General features: G+C 69.3%; 17 protein-coding genes. 6 read left to right on the forward strand and 11 right to left on the reverse strand.

Going from position 1 to position 16,864, the window contains the following annotated elements; all coding sequences use genetic code 11:
• Window positions 1-102: 102 nt before the first annotated feature.
• Window positions 103-1,176, reverse strand: coding sequence for an adenosine deaminase (locus tag ACFYRH_RS04605; RefSeq protein ID WP_387768043.1), 1,074 nt, complete (start codon window positions 1,174-1,176; stop codon window positions 103-105).
• On the opposite strand from ACFYRH_RS04605, the gene ACFYRH_RS04610 reads away from it, so the two are divergent.
• Genes ACFYRH_RS04610 through ACFYRH_RS04620 form a run of 3 tightly spaced genes read left to right on the forward strand, consistent with a single transcriptional unit; the run spans window position 1,129 to window position 5,664 of the window.
• The gene (locus ACFYRH_RS04610; RefSeq protein ID WP_387768046.1) at window positions 1,129-2,037 is read left to right on the forward strand and encodes a YhcG family protein; all 909 of its coding nucleotides are present in this window, start codon (window positions 1,129-1,131) and stop codon (window positions 2,035-2,037) included. The two genes, ACFYRH_RS04605 and ACFYRH_RS04610, sit on opposite strands and share 48 nt — an antisense overlap.
• A gap of 50 nt (window positions 2,038-2,087) precedes the next feature.
• Entirely contained in the window at window positions 2,088-3,890 is a 1,803-nt protein-coding gene (locus ACFYRH_RS04615; RefSeq protein ID WP_387768049.1) for an ABC transporter ATP-binding protein, read from the forward strand.
• The gene (locus tag ACFYRH_RS04620) at window positions 3,877-5,664 is read left to right on the forward strand and encodes an ABC transporter ATP-binding protein (protein ID WP_387768052.1); all 1,788 of its coding nucleotides are present in this window, start codon (window positions 3,877-3,879) and stop codon (window positions 5,662-5,664) included. The genes ACFYRH_RS04615 and ACFYRH_RS04620 overlap by 14 nt, the downstream gene beginning before the upstream one ends.
• Here ACFYRH_RS04620 and ACFYRH_RS04625 read toward each other — a convergent pair.
• Window positions 5,661-6,128, reverse strand: a complete 468-nt coding sequence (locus ACFYRH_RS04625; RefSeq protein ID WP_387768055.1) for a nitroreductase family deazaflavin-dependent oxidoreductase — start codon at window positions 6,126-6,128, stop codon at window positions 5,661-5,663. The genes ACFYRH_RS04620 and ACFYRH_RS04625 overlap by 4 nt on opposite strands.
• Window positions 6,129-6,239: 111 nt before the next feature.
• On the opposite strand from ACFYRH_RS04625, the gene ACFYRH_RS04630 reads away from it, so the two are divergent.
• A complete protein-coding gene (locus tag ACFYRH_RS04630; RefSeq protein WP_387768058.1) occupies window positions 6,240-6,926 on the forward strand; it encodes a TetR/AcrR family transcriptional regulator in 687 nt (228 codons plus the stop codon).
• On the opposite strand, the gene aat is transcribed toward ACFYRH_RS04630, so the two are convergent.
• A complete protein-coding gene (aat, locus tag ACFYRH_RS04635; protein WP_387768061.1) occupies window positions 6,919-7,584 on the reverse strand; it encodes a leucyl/phenylalanyl-tRNA--protein transferase in 666 nt (221 codons plus the stop codon). The genes ACFYRH_RS04630 and aat overlap by 8 nt on opposite strands.
• Window positions 7,585-7,714: 130 nt before the next feature.
• Between aat and ACFYRH_RS04640 the strand changes: the two genes are divergently transcribed.
• Window positions 7,715-8,410: an EcsC family protein gene (locus ACFYRH_RS04640; protein ID WP_387768063.1), complete on the forward strand. Its 696-nt coding sequence runs from the start codon at window positions 7,715-7,717 to the stop codon at window positions 8,408-8,410.
• Between the two features lie 3 nt (window positions 8,411-8,413).
• Here ACFYRH_RS04640 and ACFYRH_RS04645 read toward each other — a convergent pair whose 3' ends face one another.
• Together ACFYRH_RS04645 and ACFYRH_RS04650 are read right to left on the reverse strand one after the other, a co-directional pair.
• Window positions 8,414-9,253: a helix-turn-helix transcriptional regulator gene (locus ACFYRH_RS04645; protein ID WP_387768066.1), complete on the reverse strand. Its 840-nt coding sequence runs from the start codon at window positions 9,251-9,253 to the stop codon at window positions 8,414-8,416.
• A 31-nt stretch (window positions 9,254-9,284) separates the two neighbouring features.
• Entirely contained in the window at window positions 9,285-10,211 is a 927-nt protein-coding gene (locus ACFYRH_RS04650) for a hydroxymethylglutaryl-CoA lyase (RefSeq protein ID WP_387768069.1), read from the reverse strand.
• A gap of 62 nt (window positions 10,212-10,273) precedes the next feature.
• Between ACFYRH_RS04650 and ACFYRH_RS04655 the strand changes: the two genes are divergently transcribed.
• Window positions 10,274-10,918: a GNAT family N-acetyltransferase gene (locus ACFYRH_RS04655; protein WP_387768072.1), complete on the forward strand. Its 645-nt coding sequence runs from the start codon at window positions 10,274-10,276 to the stop codon at window positions 10,916-10,918.
• A gap of 69 nt (window positions 10,919-10,987) precedes the next feature.
• On the opposite strand, the gene ACFYRH_RS04660 is transcribed toward ACFYRH_RS04655, so the two are convergent.
• From ACFYRH_RS04660 to ACFYRH_RS04685, 6 genes are all read right to left on the reverse strand, one after another.
• On the reverse strand, window positions 10,988-11,770 hold the full coding sequence (locus ACFYRH_RS04660) for a metallophosphoesterase family protein (protein WP_387768075.1): 783 nt from the start codon (window positions 11,768-11,770) through the stop codon (window positions 10,988-10,990).
• A 126-nt stretch (window positions 11,771-11,896) separates the two neighbouring features.
• Window positions 11,897-13,288, reverse strand: a complete 1,392-nt coding sequence (locus ACFYRH_RS04665; protein WP_387768078.1) for a hypothetical protein — start codon at window positions 13,286-13,288, stop codon at window positions 11,897-11,899.
• On the reverse strand, window positions 13,288-14,088 hold the full coding sequence (locus ACFYRH_RS04670; protein WP_387768080.1) for a hypothetical protein: 801 nt from the start codon (window positions 14,086-14,088) through the stop codon (window positions 13,288-13,290). The genes ACFYRH_RS04665 and ACFYRH_RS04670 overlap by 1 nt, the downstream gene beginning before the upstream one ends.
• A gap of 94 nt (window positions 14,089-14,182) precedes the next feature.
• Window positions 14,183-14,992, reverse strand: coding sequence for an ABC transporter permease (locus tag ACFYRH_RS04675; protein ID WP_387768083.1), 810 nt, complete (start codon window positions 14,990-14,992; stop codon window positions 14,183-14,185).
• On the reverse strand, window positions 14,985-15,791 hold the full coding sequence (locus ACFYRH_RS04680; RefSeq protein WP_387768086.1) for an ABC transporter permease: 807 nt from the start codon (window positions 15,789-15,791) through the stop codon (window positions 14,985-14,987). Before ACFYRH_RS04680 ends, ACFYRH_RS04675 begins: the two co-directional genes overlap by 8 nt.
• Window positions 15,788-16,804, reverse strand: coding sequence for an ATP-binding cassette domain-containing protein (locus tag ACFYRH_RS04685; protein ID WP_387768089.1), 1,017 nt, complete (start codon window positions 16,802-16,804; stop codon window positions 15,788-15,790). The genes ACFYRH_RS04680 and ACFYRH_RS04685 overlap by 4 nt, the downstream gene beginning before the upstream one ends.
• Window positions 16,805-16,864 lie beyond the last annotated feature (60 nt).

The raw sequence follows: 16,864 nt of genomic DNA on the forward strand, positions 1-16,864 counted from the left end.
GACCTGCACCACTCACCAACCTCCCAAGCAGCTGGCGTGGCAGGCTCAACCGCCGCCCGGATCGGGGCGCCGGCGGTGGTTGGTGAGTGGTGCAGGTCCGCCTCACCGCGTGAGGGCGGCGGCGTACCAGGGCTTGATGACTTCGTCGATGATTGCGAGGCGTTCGTCGAAGGGGATGAACGCGGACTTCATCGCGTTGATCGCGAACCAGCGGAAGTCGGTCAGGTCGTAGTCGAAGGCTTCCGCGAGGAGCGCGAGTTCGCGGCTCATCGACGTACCACTCATCAGGCGGTTGTCGGTGTTCACCGTCACCCGGAAGCGGAGCTTGGCGAGCAGGCCGATCGGGTGGTCGGCGATCGACTCGGCGGCGCCGGTCTGCAGGTTCGAGCTCGGGCACATCTCCAGCGGGATCCGGCGGTCCCGGACGTACGCCGCGAGTCGCCCGAGCTCGGCCTTCTCGCCGGTGCCGTCGTAGCTGATGTCGTCGATGATCCGGACCCCGTGCCCGAGCCGGTCCGCGCCGCACCACTGGATCGCCTGCCAGATCGACGGCAGCCCGAACGCCTCGCCGGCGTGGATGGTGAAGTGCGCGTTCTCGCGCTGCAGGTACTCGAACGCGTCCAGGTGCCGGGTGGGCGGGAACCCCGCCTCGGCGCCGGCGATGTCGAACCCGACCACGCCGGCGTCCCGGTAGGCGACCGCGAGCTCGGCGATCTCCCGCGAACGAGCCTTGTGCCGCATCGCGGTCAGCAACTGCCGTGCGACGATCGGCCGCTCGGCGACCGCCATCCCGTGCTCGAAACCCTCCCGGACCGCGTCCACGACCTGCTCGAGGGTCAGGCCACGGTTCAGGTGCTGCTCCGGTGCGTACCGAACCTCGGCGTACACGACGCCGTCCGCCGCGAGGTCCTGCACACACTCACTCGCCACCCGCTTGATCGCCTCGGTGGTCTGCATCACCGCCACGGTGTGATCGAACGTCGCGAGGTACCGCTCCAACGACCCCGAGTCCGCCGACTCGACGAACCACACCCCCAACTCGGCCGCATCCTCCCGCGGCAACGGATGCCCGATCTCCCGCGCCAACTCCACCACGGTCTCCGGCCGCAACCCCCCATCCAAATGATCATGCAACAGAACCTTCGGCGCCGTATTCAACAGCTCAGGCGTGATCATCTGGCCATTCTGGCAGCGCCTCCCCGTATCTGCCCCAGGTTGGCCCAAGATGCCCCACGATGCCCCGAAAAGGCCCTCGGTTCCGCAGGTGTCGGCACGAATGCGTTATCTGCATTTGTGCAACGCGGCGTTGCACAATTGCCCTGGCGCCATCATGTGGCCTTGCTCGAGAAGCTCGACTCCGCAGAGCTTCGGCTCTGGTACGCCGCAGTCGCGGTCGAGCGTGGGTGGAGCGGGGACGTCCTCGCGTTGCACATCGAAGGCCGGTTCCACGAGCGGGCCGGGAAGGCGGTCACCAACTTCGCGACCGCGATGCCGCCGGAGGAATCCGATCTCGCGCAGCAGGCCACTCGCGATCCGTATCTGTTCGACTTCCTCGGCGCGATTGAAGGCTGGCGAGAGCGGGAGCTGGAACAGAAGCTGGTCGAGCACGTCGGGAAGTTCCTGCTCGAGCTGGGGCAGGGTTTCGCGTTCGTCGGCGAGCAGGTCCGGCTCGAACTCGACGGCGAGGAGTTCTTCTGCGACCTGCTCTTCTACCACCTCGAACTGCGGTGCTACGTCGTCGTCGAACTGAAGGCGGTGAAGTTCAGCGCGGCGTACCTCGGTCAGCTCGGTCTCTACATGGCGGTGATCGACGACATCCTCGCGAAGGAAGGCGACCGTCCGACCATCGGCCTGCTGCTCTGCAAGAACAAGAACCAAGTCGTCGCGGAGTACGCCCTGAAGGGGTTCAAGGCGCCGATCGGGGTCGCGGAGTGGACGAGCGCGATCAACAAGTCCCTCCCCGAGGAGTTCGAATCCGCACTGCCGAGCGTCGCCGAACTGGAGGCTGAGCTCGGCTCCCGCGTCGTCGACGACTGATCCGGCAAACGTTCAAGACTTGTGTCCGTAGAGGGTGTCATCGTGGGGAGATGGTGAGGCGGTTGCGTGGGCGCCCGGAGTGGGAGTTCTTCGGGGTGTTGCCGCGGGCGGATCGCGGGTTGGCTGCGGCCTGGTGGGGGCTGGTGGTGGCGCGGGGGGCGTTACCGGCGGTGTTCGCGATTGCCATGGGGCAGATGATCGGCGCGGTGCAGCACGGCTCCGCGCTGGGCGGTCCGCTGGCGTTCATGGGTACGACGTTCGTTCTGCTGCAGGTGTTGACGCCGGTACATCAGGCGGTCAGCGCCAACCTCGGGAGCAGAGTGTCGGCGTACCTGAACGACGAGCTCGCCAGGGCGTGTGTCGGGCCGCCGGGGATCGGGCATCTGGAGGACCCGGAGCTCAGTGAGGATCTGACGGTGGCCCGCGAGTTCGACCGCGGGCAGACCGGGCCGCCGATGTACCTGAACGTCGACTTCGTCGCGGGCAGCCTGGTCGAACTGGCCGGCGGAATCGCGTCCGCGGTAGTGCTGTTCGGCTTCACCTGGTGGGCGCCGCTGGTGCTCCTCGTCGCGTGGACCGCGACGCACTGGCTGCTGCGCGAGAGCGGCGTCTGGCGAGACCGGAACACCAAGGAGGTCCGCGCGGCACAGCGGCACGCCAGCTACGCCTACGAGTTGGCGGTCGCACCCGATGCGGCGAAGGAACTGCGCCTGTTCGGCCTCGCCGACTGGACGGTACGCCGCTTCACCGACCGCCGCCGACGGCTCTTCGAACTGCAGTACGCCGCCACCCGACTGCGGGAACGCCCAATGATCTGGAGCCTGCTGATCGTGGCGGTGGCCAACGGTCTGGTGTTCTGGGCGCTCGGTGCGGCGGCGATCGACGGGCGGCTGCCGCTCGATCGGCTGGTGGTGTTCGCGCAGGTCGCGATCGGGGTCAGCATGATCGCGTTCGGCGGCCTGAACTGGGCGCTGGACGGCGCCGCCGCCCCGGTCGCCGCTGTCAACCGGCTCGAGCCCGCGATGGCCCCGGCCGGTGCGCTGTCACCCGGTCGCGGCCTGACCACGGCACGCCACGGCGCGGTCGCGATCGAACTCCGCGGGCTCAGCTTCCGTTATCCACAGGCCGAGCGAAAGGTGTTCGACGGCCTCGACCTGACGATCCCGGCCGGCTCGTCGCTCGCCGTCGTCGGTCAGAACGGCGCGGGGAAGACCACGCTCGCCAAGCTGCTGTGCCGGCTGTACGACCCGGAGTCCGGCACGATCCGGATCGACGGCGACGACCTGCGCGACCTCGACGTCGACGCCTGGCGGAGGCGGGTCGCGGCCGTCTTCCAGGACTTCCTCAAACTCGAGCTCCCGCTGCGGGACAACGTCGCGCCGGCCGGCGCCCCCGAGGCGGACATCCGCGCGGCCCTCGCCGACGCCGGCGCCGCGGACCTGGCCGACCTGGACACCCGACTGGCCCCCGGGTACGGCGACGGCACCGATCTCTCGGGTGGTCAATGGCAGCGCGTCGCCCTCGCGCGAGCGCTGTGCGCCGTACGGCAGGGCGCGGGTCTCGTCCTGCTCGACGAGCCGACGGCCCAGCTCGACGTCCGCGGCGAGGCGGCGATCTTCGACCGCATCCTGTCCGCGACCCGCGACGTCACCACGATCCTCATCTCGCACCGGTTCTCGACGGTCCGGCACGCCGACCGGATCTGCGTACTGGAGCACGGCCGGGTCGTCGAGCTCGGCACTCATGACGAGCTGATGGCACTCGGTGGGCGGTACCGGACGATGTTCGACCTGCAGGCGCAGCGGTTCGCGGCCGAGGTCGACGAGGAGGGGCTCAGCTATGACACGCTCTGACGACCTTCCCAAAGCGCTGCCCGCAATGTGGCGCCTCTGCAAGCTGGGCTACCAACACGAGCCCTGGCTGCTGGTCGCCGCCTTCGCGATGACGCTGCTCGCCGCCCTGCCCGATGCCCTGCTCGCCTTGTGGCTCAAGGTTCTCGCCGACGGAATCCTGCAGAACGACAAGCGTGCCGTTCTGCTCGCCGCGACCGGGCTGGCGGTGTCCGTGACGGCGACCTGGTTCCTGCGCGTGCTGTCGACGCGGATCTCGCGCCGGTTCCGGGACCGCGTGACGATCATGCTCGAGGCGCACGTCGCCCAGCTGCAGGCGTCCGTCGCCACGGTCGAGCACCACGAGCGCCGCGACTACCTGGATCGCCTGTCGGTACTGCGCAAACAGGTGTTCGTGCTCGACCACATGTACATGTCGCTGTTCTCCACCTGCGGCTGGATCCTGCGCCTCGGCGTGACGGTCGCGCTGTTGATGTCGATCAGCCCGTGGCTCGTGCTGCTGCTGGTGTTCGCGTTGCCGACCGTTGTCAGCTCGAGCTGGCGGCCAGGTGTCGAACGCCAGGTCGAGGAGCAGTACGCCGCGCACAGCCGGCTGGCCGATCACCTGTTCAGGACCGCGACCACGGCCGCACCGGGCAAGGAAGTCCGCGTCATCGGGCTCGGCCCGGACCTCGTCACCGGCCGACGGCGCGAGTGGGAGCAGTGGTACCAGCCGATCGCCGCGACCCGACGGACCAGCGCCGCGTGGCACGCCGTCGCGTGGGCGGTCTTCGGCCTCGCGTACGTCGGTGCGGTGCTGTTCGTCGCCTCGGGCCTGAACGGTTCGGTGGGTGACGTGTTGCTGATCCTCGCGGCCGGCGCGCGACTGTCGTCGTACATCGGAGCGACCGTGGGCGAGATCGGGTTCCTGCGGGGGATCTGGCTGGACGGGTCGCGGCGGCTGGTGTGGCTGGAGAACTACGCGGCCTCGTTCGACAGCACGGCCGACCTGCCCGCGCCCGAGCGGCTCGACGACGGCATCCGGCTGGAGCACGTTTCCTTCGCGTACGCCGGTTCGGACCGGCCCGCGCTCGACGATGTCGACCTGTACCTGCCGGCCGGCAAGGTGGTCGCCGTCGTCGGGGAGAACGGGGCCGGCAAGTCCACGTTGGTGAAGCTGATCTGCAAGCTGTACGAGCCGACCGGTGGGCGGGTGTTGCTGGACGATCGCCCGTTGGACCGGATCGCGGCCGAGGCGTGGCGGTCGCGGATCGCCGGCGCGTTCCAGGACTTCTTCCGATTCGAGTTCCGGGCCGGACACAGTGTCGGACTCGGGGACCTGCCGCGACTGGACGACGTACCGGCGGTGACGACCGCTGTCGGGCGGGCCGGGGCGGAGGACGTTCTGGAGCGGCTCGACTCCGGGCTGGACACCCAGCTCGGGTCGACCTGGCCGGACGGTGCGGAGGTCAGCTTCGGGCAGTGGCAGAAGCTCGCGCTGGCCCGCGGCTTCATGCGGGACCGGCCGCTGTTGCTGGTGCTCGACGAGCCGACCGCCGCGTTGGACGCCGAGACCGAGCACGCGCTGTTCGAGCGGTACGCCGCGGCGGCCAAGCAGAGCGCGGACGGGCGGATCACGATCCTGGTGTCACACCGGTTCTCCACCGTGCGGATGGCCGACCTGATCGTCGTGCTGGACGGCGCCCGGGTGGTCGAGACCGGGACACACGACGAGTTGATGGCCCACAGCGGCCACTACGCCGATCTCTACCGAATCCAGGCCGACGCCTATCACTAGTTGATCTTGAAAACGGGAACTCCGGGGGCGATGTGGCGCAGGACCTCGTCGGGGGAGTTCTTCGTGACGTCACCGCTGAAGAAGGTGCCGACCTCCCAGGCCCACTTCTTCAGGTACATCCGCAGCGCGGGGAGCTTGTCGGCGTCGGCGAGCTCCTCGGCGTGGAAGGTCTCGACCTTGCTGCCTAGCTGCAGCCGGCCGGTGCCGCCGGCCCGCAGGTTCTTCACCCACTGGGTGTGGCCGCGCGGTGCGACCAGGTAGCGCTGCCCGTCGATCACCAGCAGGTTCACCGGCGTACTGCGCCACTCGCCGGACTTCCGGCCCTGGACCGAGAGCACCCGGCTGCCCATCAGGCTCAGACCGAGCTTCGTCAGCCGGGCGACGATCTTGTTGAACACCCGCATGCTGCCCTCGGACGCGGTGATCACGCGCTTGCTGTCGTAGGTCTGCTTGTACTCGGTCATCTGCGTCTCCTGGTCAAGAGCGAGAGCGGTGCTCTCTGTTGTGATCAGTGAACACCGGATCGCTGATCACTGTCAAGAGCACTGCTCTCGGTTTTGTGGCACACTGACGCCATGAACGCCGGACGTACTGCCCGTGAACGCGCCCGGGCCGAGCTGACCGAGGAGATCAAGACCGCTGCCCGGCGGCAGCTTGCGACCGTCGGCGCGGAGGCGCTGTCGCTGCGCGGGATCTGCCGCGAGCTGGGCATGGTGTCGTCCGCGCTGTACCGGTACTTCGCGAACCGCGACGAGCTACTGACCGCGCTGATCATCGACGCGTACAACGCGATGGGCGCGGCGGCCGAGGCGGCGGCGACCGGCGCCGACACGGTCGAGGAGTGGACGACGATCTGCGCCGCGGTCCGGGACTGGGCGCGGGCGAACCGGCACGAGTACGCGTTGATCTACGGGTCGCCGATCAGCGGGTACCAGGCGCCGCAGACGACCGTCGAACCGGCAGCCCGGGTCCCGCTCCTGCTGCTCGGGCTGCTCCAGAAGGCGCAGGTGGCGGGCCGGCTGGAGGTGCCGGCCGACGCACCCGAGCCGTCCGGACTGCTGGCCGAGCAGACGCAGGTCCTGGTCGCGCTGGCGCCGGACGTGCCGCCGGCGGTACTGGTCCGGACGGTGATCGTCTGGACGCAGCTGTTCGGGATGATCAGCTTCGAGCTGTTCGGTCAGCTGGTCGGGTCGATGGACCCGGCGGACGAGTTCTTCGCGTCGACGACCCGGCAGATGGCCGCGTTCGTCGGGCTCAGCTGAAGGCCTTCGGCAGCGGTACGTCGAGGGCGCGTGCGATCCGGCGTACATAGGTCTCGCGGGGGATCGAGACGGCGCCGAGGGTCGCGAGGTGGTCGGTGACCCACTGGATGTCGAACACCCGGTCGGCGGCGTACTCGTCGTTCAGCAGCTCGATCGTGCCCGCGACGGCCGCCTTCGAGCCGTCGGTTGCGTGGTGGAACATCGACTCCCCGGCGAACAGTCCGCCGATCGCGACGCCGTACAGGCCGCCGGCCAGCTGGTCGCCGTCCCAGGCCTCGACCGAGTGCACCCAGCCGAGCCGGTGCAGCTCCGTGTACGACGCGATGATGTCGCTGTCGATCCACGATCCGGGCCGGCGCGGGTCCGCACACGCGCGGATCACCCGATCGAACGCCGTGTTCACCCGGATCTCGAACTTCGCCCGGGCCCGCCGCAGCGACCGTGACGGCGTGTAGCCGGCGACATCGATCACGCCCCGGTCGACCGGCGACCACCACAGCACCGAGCCGCGGTGGTCCGGCATCGGGAACAACCCCCGCCGGTACGCCGCCAGCACCGTCCCCGGCGCCAGATCGGCCCCACCCGCCACCACGTCGCTCGCGCCCGCCACACCAACCGGCGGGAACTCCCAGACAGACGCAGCAGGCTCAACAGGCACATGACCATCCTCGCGTACGTAGTACCTAGGGGACACCAAGGGTTTGTCCCGAGTGGCGAGGGGCTGGGAGACACGTACAGTTGAAGCACGTCCGGGTTCTGACGCGTGGGGCCGGGCGGGAAGGAGCACCGTGGCCGGAGTAGCCAGGTTCGTCGCCAGTAGTCTCGCGCCCGCCGCCCAGCGGTTCGCCCCAACGGCAGCCGGCGGTGCGCTGCGCCAGATCCTCGAGATCGCGATCGACGGGTACCAGCGGTTCCCGGGCGCGGAGCGGATCGCGAACAGCAAGCTGGAGCGGTGCGACGGTGACGTCGACCTCGCCATCGAAGCGGTGATCGACCAGCACATCCGGCTCGCCGGCGTGCAGGGGTTCGCCACCAGCGTCGGCGGTCTCGTCACGCTGCCCGTCGCGTTGCCGGCCAACCTGACCGGTCTCGCGGTCGTCCAGGCGCGGATGGTCGCGTCGATCGCGCACCTGCGCGGCTACGACCTCGACGACCCACGGGTCCGGACGGCGGTCATCACCTGCCTCCTCGGTGAGGAAGGCGTCGCCGATCGGCTCCGGAAGGCGAGCCTGGTCACGTCACCGCTCGCGATCGCGACGGCGCCGGTCTTCGACCCGGAGCTCGACCGGCAGATCTCCGGTGAGGTCGTGGCGGAGTTGATCGCGCGGATCGGCGGCAAGCGGATGGCGCTCACGGTCACCCGTCGGGTGCCGTTCCTCGGCGGTGCGGTGGGCGCGACGGTCGACGGCTGGTCGACGTACCGGGTGGGTCAGTTCGCCGACAAGAGCCTGGTCCGCCGGATCCGCCGCCCGATCGAGCCGTGACGCTCAGACCGACTGTTCGGCCGGTTGCCTGCGGGTGAGCGGGAGTTTGCTGCGCGTGTCGTCATCCGCCGGTGTCTCGACGAACAGGACGAGATCCGGGTGCGCCGGGACCGCCAGCTCGGTGATGGTGAAATTCATTTCGCCGGCCTTCGGATTCACGATCCGGCGCACGCGCGGCGTACAGGCGGCGACTTCGTGGCGGGACCAGAGCTGCGCGAACTCGGGGCTGATCGACCGCAGCCGCTCGAGGTCGGTCTCCCAGTCCGGGTCACCGATGTGTTCGGCGTACGCCGAGCGCAGCCGACCGACGAGGTACGGGACCTCGGTGTCGTAGTTCAGCAGCTGTGCACGGGCCGACGGCTCGGTGATGACGCACCAGAGCAGGTTCTTGTGGATGCAGGGCAGTTGATGCCAGTCGTGGAACAGGTCGTGGTACGCGCCGTTCGCCCGGATGATGTCGTACCGCGTGTTGGTGATCACGGCGGGCAGCGGGTCGAGCGCGTCGACGATCTCGGCGAACACGGCCTCGCTCGCGCAGTCCGTCGTCCGCGGCAGGCGCATCGGGGTGGCCTCGGCGAGCCGGTAGAGGTGCTCGCGCTCGGCCGGGGTCAGCTTGAGCGTCGTGGCGACCGCGTCCAGCACCTGGCTGCTCGCGTTGATCGGGCGGCCCTGCTCGAGCCACGTGTACCAGGTCACGCCCACACCCGCGAGCTGCGCGAGCTCCTCGCGCCGCAATCCCGGCGTACGGCGTCGGCCGCCGCCGGGCAGGCCCACGTCCTCAGGGGCCACCCGGGCGCGGCGCGCCTTCAAGAACTCCCCGAGCTCAGCCCGCTGCGCACTCACCGGACCAGTCTGACGAGGCCCACCGACAGTTTCAGCCGGCGAGCGCCTGGACGACGCGGCTGGGAGACGGTTTGCCGAGCTGTCCGGCCATCCACACGCTGGTACTGACGAGTTTCTCCAGGTCGACGCCGGTTTCGACACCGAGGCCGTCCAGTTGCCAGAGGAGGTCTTCGGTCGCAAGGTTGCCGGTCGCGCTCTCGGCGTACGGGCAGCCGCCCAGGCCGCCGGCCGAACTGTCGACCGTGGTGACGCCCTCCCGCAGTGCGGTCAACGTGTTGGCGAGCGCCTGACCGTACGTGTCATGGAAGTGCACCGCCAGCCTGTCGACGCCGACCCCGGCCGCGCCGAAAGCTGCGATCAGCGCGCTCACCTGGCCCGGCGTCGCGACCCCGATCGTGTCGCCCAGCGACAACTCGTGACACCCGAGCTCGACCAGCCGGGCCCCGACCTTCACCACCTGATCGATCGGTACGTCGCCCTCCCACGGGTCGCCGTAACACATCGAGACGTATCCACGGACCGTCAGTCCCGCGGCCAGCGCCCGCTGCACGGTCGGCGTGAACATCGCGAACTGGTCGTCCAGCGTGGAGTTCAGATTCTTCGCCGCGAACGTCTCGGTCGCACTCGCGAAGATCGCGATCTCGGCGACACCGGCCGCGAGCGCCCGGTCGAGACCGCGCTCGTTCGGGACCAGGACCGGTGCGCGGACGCCGTCCGGGAGCTCCAGCCGCTCGAGCAGCTCGGCGGCGTCGGCCAGCTGAGGGACCCACTTCGGGTGCACGAAGCTCGTGGTCTCGACCGTGGTCAGCCCCGCGTCGAGCAGCCGGCGGATGAACTCGGCCTTGACCGCGACGTCGACGACGGCCGACTCGTTCTGCAACCCGTCCCGCGGGCCGACCTCGTAGATCGTCACCCGATCGGGCAATCCCTCGGCCTTCACCAGCTGCGGTTTCCGCATCCTGCTGCCTCCTCGGCGGGCGTCATCGAGCGTGACACGGGATCTCCGTGAGAATGCTCGTGATGACTACTCTGGCTGCCATTCTGCGTGCCGTCGAACACGGCATCCTCCCGGCCCCGGATCTCGGGCTGACCGTCGTACCGGCGCCGTCGGAGCGCGACTCCGCGGTGGTGGCGTTCACCGGGCACACCGTGATCGCGGCGGATGTCAGCGCGGAGTGGGTCGCCGAGCGGATCCCGGAGGGCGATCTGGGCGCGCCGGTCGGCCCGGCCTTCCTGCAGGCGCTCGCCGAGCGGACCGGCCGCCGCGCCGGAGCCACCGACGCGATGCTGCTCGCCACCGCGCTCACCGATCCGGACTCACGAACCGCTGCGATCGCCGGGCTGACACCGCTCGACAATCACGACCATCCCCGGGTCGAGCGGGCGTTGCAGCACCGCGACGACGTCCGGGTGTACGGCGATGAGTACGGCGCGGTCGTCATCACAGGGCGTGGTCTCGCGGGCCGTCTGGAGTGCGCGATCGAGCTCCCCGACGAGATCCGGGGACGTGGTCACGGGCGTCGGCTCGCCCGGGCCGCTCGCGCTGTGATCCCCCCGGATGCGTCGATCTGGGCGCAGGTCACGCCAGGCAATGCCGCCTCCCTGCGCGCGTTCCTGGCGGCCGGCTACCACCCGATCGGTTCCGAGACCTTGCTCGACACCTGACCGACGAGTGAACACCACTCGGATGGTTGCTGACAGCCACAATCCCCAGGCTGTGGAAAACCCTGGGGATTACCGGTGATAGCCGTCCGGAGTACCGCTGTAGAAGTTGGTCCGGTAGAGCCCGTGGATGATCTCGGACTCGTACGCGTCGAGCTCCGGCATCCCTAGTTCGCGAGCAACGGCCAGCTCGGCGTGGGCGTCGTACGGCACCCGGACGAACTGCACCGAGAGCGGGGCCGGTTCGGTCGAGTCCAGAACGCCCTCCAGGATCACGTAGACCGGCGTCGGATCGCCGAGGCTGTTCCCGACCGATCCGGTGTTGAACAAGGTCCGCCCGAGATCCTCTTCGAAGAACGGGTCATGAGTGTCGGCGTACCCCACCATCGTCGGCACCGGCCCGTCGCCGGTCGCCGGAGTGTTCTCGAACATGCCCAGGTACTCCGCCTCGCTGTGATCGAACCGGACGCGTCGATGAACACTCGTCGAGGACGCGTGGAACAACCGCACCTGCCGCCCACTCAGCACAAAGTCATGACAAAACGGCAGCCCGCGCAGCCATCTCCACTGCTCCTCGCGCAGCTCGTTCTTCCACCACCGCAGGCCCTCACGGTCCTCGGTCCGCCCGGGATCCGGGAGAAAGTCGTCCCAGTTTCCGAGCAGGTTCACCTCGCAGACCTCGCGGCACCGATCCACCACGGCCTGGCCCCGCGGACCCTTCCCCACGTAGTCGCCGAGGTTGAAGATCCGCTCGATCCCGCGCCCGGAGATATCCGCCAGCACCGCCTCCAACGCCGTCAGGTTCCCGTGCACGTCGGAGATCAGAGCAATCCGGTCCAGAGGCATGGCGCTCATGCTCGCATCCCCTCGGGCCGCGCCCGCCGCCCGGCCGGGGGGCAGGAGTGCGGCAGTGCGGCAGTGCGGCAGTGCGGCGGTGCGGCGGTGGGGCGGCACCCGCCGTGACGTGCCGTTGGCCGATGGTTACCAGTTGCCGCTCGGGCCGTCCGACCCTCCGCCCACGCCGGCACCGGCCGGTGTCTTGCCGCCGGAGCCTGTGGACGATCCGGCCCGCGCCGTGGGCGTCGGGCGTCCGCCACCCGCGCCGCCACCCGATCGGCCGCCGCCCGACCGCCCGCCCATCGGCCCCGCACCGCTGGGTCGCGACGCTCCGGAGCCGCCGCCACCACCGGCTTCACCGGCCGAGTGCGCCGCGGCTCCCGCGAACGCGCCGGCCGCCTTACGAGCCGCCGTCGCGGCGATGCCGGCCGGTCCGAGCGCCGCGCCGCCTGCGCTGCCCGCGAGCTTCGCGCCCGTGGCGCCACCACCCCCACCTGCCGCGCCCGCTCCGCCACCACCACCGCCGCCGACCGACCCGCCACCACTTGCCGCACCGCTCCGGCTGCCCCCGCCACCGAACCCGCCGCCGACATTGAGCGCGCCCGTCGCCATCCCGCCGAAGTCGGGTGAGCTACCCATTCCGGCCGAGCCACCGGCCACCGCCGCGGTGACCGGCACCGCGAACCGCAGCAGCGCGGGGAGCGCGAGGATGGCGAGCATCATCATCATGAGCGCGGTCAGAGACTGGGTCAGGCCGTTGTTCTGGCCGAGCATGTTCTCGTCCTTCAGCTTGATCGCCGCCGCGTAGATCAGGGCCGCCGCGGGCTTGTAGGCGATGAAGCCGAGCGTCCAGGCGCAGTACTTCTTGAACCAGGTCTTGCCGATCTCGGTGTTGGTCGCCGCGGCCGCGAGCGGCAATGTCGCACCCAGCAGGACCAGCATCGCCGACCGGATCAGCATCAGCACGATCTGGATCAGCGACGCCCAGGTCGCCAGCTGACCGAGGACGATCACCATCAGGATCGAGTTGATCCCGGCGTTCCCGGCCCGGGTGTCCGGGCCCGACACCAGATTCGAAATCGTCGACGAGAAGGAGTCGCCGCCGATCGCGGACTTCACCAGGTTCACCGAGAACTGGTCCGACCACTCGACCAGCACCTGGACCATCGCCGTACCGGCGCCGCAGACGACGACGAAGATCAGCATCGCCTTCAGCAACTCCTGCAGCGGGCGCGCCCGCTGCTCCCACGCCATCCGCATGCCGGCGGCGACGATCGCGAGGGCGAAGATCGTCAGCGTCAGCGGGAGCGTGTTGTCGTGCACGAACTGGACCGTCTGACTGTTCGTCCAGGTCTGCCCGTCGGTCGTGCTGGCCAGAGCGACCGGCGTCTTCGGATCGACCCAGAAGGTCGCCAGGGAGTTCAGGACGGTCGAGAAGAAGTCCGCCGTCATCCGGTTGGCGCCCTCGATCCAGCCGTTGGCGAGCGACTGGACGCCCTCGGCCACGTGACACTTCATCTCCGTCGGTCCGCACATCAGATACCACTCCACTTCACGAAGTCGGCGAGATCACGGTGCTGTGCGAAGGGCGCTCCGACGGCGTCGCCCGGCGTCGGTGGCTGGACCCGCCAGTCGTCCTGGTACCAGACGAGGGTCAGGGTGGCGCTCATGTAGACCGACTCGACGGGGAAGGCGAGCATGACGGTCACCCGCTGCCGGTCGGCGTCCACGACCCGGTAGCCGATCGGCTGGATCCCGGAGTCGTCGCTGGAGGCCTCCTGGGTGCTGAGCTCCTTGATCAGACTGTCGGTCGCGGACCCGGGAACCATCAGCTTCTTGGCGGTCGGAATGGCCTTGGTCTGATCGGCGATGGCCGCGATCGCGCTGTACGCCGCGTACACCGCGCCGGTCGGCGAGTGCGCGAAGCACCGGCGGAAACCATCGGCATCGGTGATCCGCGGCCCGAACGACGAGGAGCGCGGTACGACGATCCGGCGGCTGACCTCCCAGCTGTCGACCGCCGGGGCCTGCGCGGGAATCGCCTGGTCACCGGCGGGAAGTCCACAGCTCCCGCCCGCCTGCCCCGCGGCACCGGCCCCCGCCGGCTCTCCGGAGGGACTCGCAACCGCCGAAGGCTCCCCGGCAGCAGGCTGGGTCACCGCGCTCGCCGAGGCCGAGTCAGCAGCCGGCTGCTGGGTGCTCGCGGTCGCCTTCCCGGAGGAACCCGACCCCGCGACCAGGATCAGCAGACCGCAGATCAGCACCGCGCCGACCACGATGCAGGCGGCGATGAAGCCGGGCCCGAAGGGTGATTTGTGCTCTGTGTCCTGGCTCATCTGGCTCCCCGATCCGGTGGCGAAAACCTCGTGGATCAAGGGTGGCAAAAATCGCGATCCGGCCGCGGAAGTTATCCACAGGCCCCGTGCGGGGTCAGCTCCCCGGGCTGGAGTACGTCGGCAGCATGCGGATGAAGAACGCATAACCCAGCGCGAGAACGACCGGTCCGACCAGCGGGGAGGCGACGACGAGCCACAGCGGAAGCGGTACGTCGGAGGTCTTGCCGAGCAACACCGTCGCGGGGAGGAACGCGATGAACGCCATCGGGAAGACGGTGCAGAACCCGTAGAAGACGCCCCGCCCGAACATCGTCAGCGGGTAGCCGGAGAACTGGGTGATCGAGTTGTCGGCGAAGATCCGCAACGAGAAGGTCGAGGTGGCGATGAAGGACAGACCGCAGAAGAAGGTCTGGATGCCGGTCTCGACCAGCCCGCCACCGATCACCGCGAGCAGCAGGTAGACGATCTTCAGCGCGTCCCAGTCGACCGGCGCGTGCCAGCTGAAGATCACCAGCGCGCCGGCGCCGAGCAGCGCGTCGCCGAGCGACATCAGCGGGAATCCGCGCGTGATCACCTGCAGGAACGGGTTCACCGGGCGCAGCAGCACGCGGTCGAACTCGCCGTCCCGGACGATCAGATCCGTCAACCGCAGCGACCCGAACGGCACGACGTACAGCGCGTGCGAGGCCAGGCGCATCGCGAACACGAACGCGATCTCGGGGAAGCCCCAGCCGGCGATCATCCCGAACTTCCCCAGCAGTACGCCGAGGAACAGCAACTGCGTGCCCTGATAGGCGACTCCGCCCATCAGCGTGGTCCAGAAGTTCACCCGGTACTGCAACGCGGCCCGCAACGCTGCGCGCTGCAGGATCACGTACTGCCGGGCCCAGGTCTGCTCAGCCACCCTGGACCACCACCTTGTGCCGAGCACGCCGCCAGATCAGCTCGAGCAGCAGCGTCAGTACGACGAGCCACCCCAACTGCACCGCGACAAGTGCCACAGCCTCGCCACCACGCGTCTGACCGAGATAGATCGACACCGGCGTGTACACCTGCGCCTGGAACGGCAGCCACTCCACCGCACCTCGCAACCATCCCGGCATGAACCACAGCGGAATCAGTGATCCCGACAGGAACGCACTGCCGAACCGGTACACGATCAATGGCCCGCTCACCTCGAACGTCCAGAACGTCACCATCGACACGATCAGGTTGCACAGCATCGCGATCAGCGCGCCGCCCACCGTCGCCACCGCGGACAGCACCGCCGCCGCCCACCCCGACGGCGCGACCAGGGCGCCGAGGACGCCGGCTGCCGCGAGTCCGATCAGCCCGAGCGGCAACCGGGCCAGCAGTACGCCGAGGTTCTGCCCGAAGACCTGCCACATCAGACCGAGCGGCCGAGTCAGGTCCGTCGCGATCTGCCCGGTGCGGATCCGCATCGGCAAGGTCGAGAACTGCCACGGCAGGAGCACGGACTGCAGGCACGCCGCGATCGACGCGTACGCGACCGCCGTACGGGCGTCCACACCGTTCACCGGCGCGCGACCGGCGTACACCGTCCGCCAGACGGCGATCGCGAGCACGACCTGGATGACGAGTGTGATCGCGCCGGTGACCAGGTCGCCGCGATAGGCGAGCACGGACCGCGTGCCGGCGCGCGTCATCCCGCGGAACGCGCGAACCTGTTCGGCCGCGATCACGTCAGCAGTCCGTCGTACAGCTGGGCGATCACATCCGTCAGCCGTGGATCGACGATCGACAGCTCGTCGACCTGGTACATCTGCGAGGCGCGCGCGATCAGCTCCGGCGTCGCGATCTCCTGGGGGTCGTACCGCAGTACGACGCTGCGCTCCGGGTACGGCAGGACCGCACCGACCGCGCTGGTCTCCACCTCGGTCGCGAACGGGAGGTCCACGACCTGGCGGGTGCTCCGCTCGGCCAGCGTCAGCACGAGGAAGCGGTACGGCATGAACCGCGCCTTCAGCTTCGCGAGGTCCCCGTCGTACAGGACCGTGCCGGAGTCGATCACGATGATCCGCTGGCAGAGCCGCTCGACGTCGTCCATGTCGTGCGTGGTCAGGACGACCGTCGTCCCGGAGGTCCGGTTGGTCTCGGCGATGAACTCGGTCAGCCGCGCCTTCGCGACCACGTCCAGGCCGACCGTCGGCTCGTCGAGGAACAGGATCGACGGCTCGTGCAGCATCGCCGCGACCAGATCGCCGCGCATCCGCTGCCCGAGCGACAGTGAGCGGACCGGCGTGTCCAGGAAGTCCGCCAGGTCGAGCAATTCGGTGAACAGGCCGACGCGCTTGGTGTACGTCGTCTTGTCGAGGTTGTAGAGATCCCCGAGTACTTCGAACGAGTCGCGGAGCGGAAGGTCGTACCAGAGCTGGGTGCGCTGACCGAACACGACGCCGATGTTGCGGGCGTTCCGGGCGCGGTCCCGGGACGGCTCCAGACCCGCCACCCGGCAGACTCCGGAGGTCGGGGTCAGGATCCCGGTGAGCATCTTGATCGTGGTCGACTTGCCGGCGCCGTTCGGACCGAGGTACCCGACGAGTTCGCCGGGCTCGACCTCGAAGTTCACCCCGTTCACCGCCCGGGTGACGTCCCGCTTGGTGCTGAACAGCGCTCGCAGCCGCGGCATCCGCCCGGGCTGCACGGCGGGCCGGCTGAACTCCTTGACCAGATCGGCCGCCTCGATCACCGCCATGCGTACCCTCCCCAGCGAGCGCGAACGGATATCGTTCCACCTTTCCCCGGCCACCGCAGG

Origin of the sequence: Kribbella sp. NPDC004875, assembly GCF_042873375.1 — a bacterium.
GTDB lineage: Bacteria > Actinomycetota > Actinomycetes > Propionibacteriales > Kribbellaceae > Kribbella.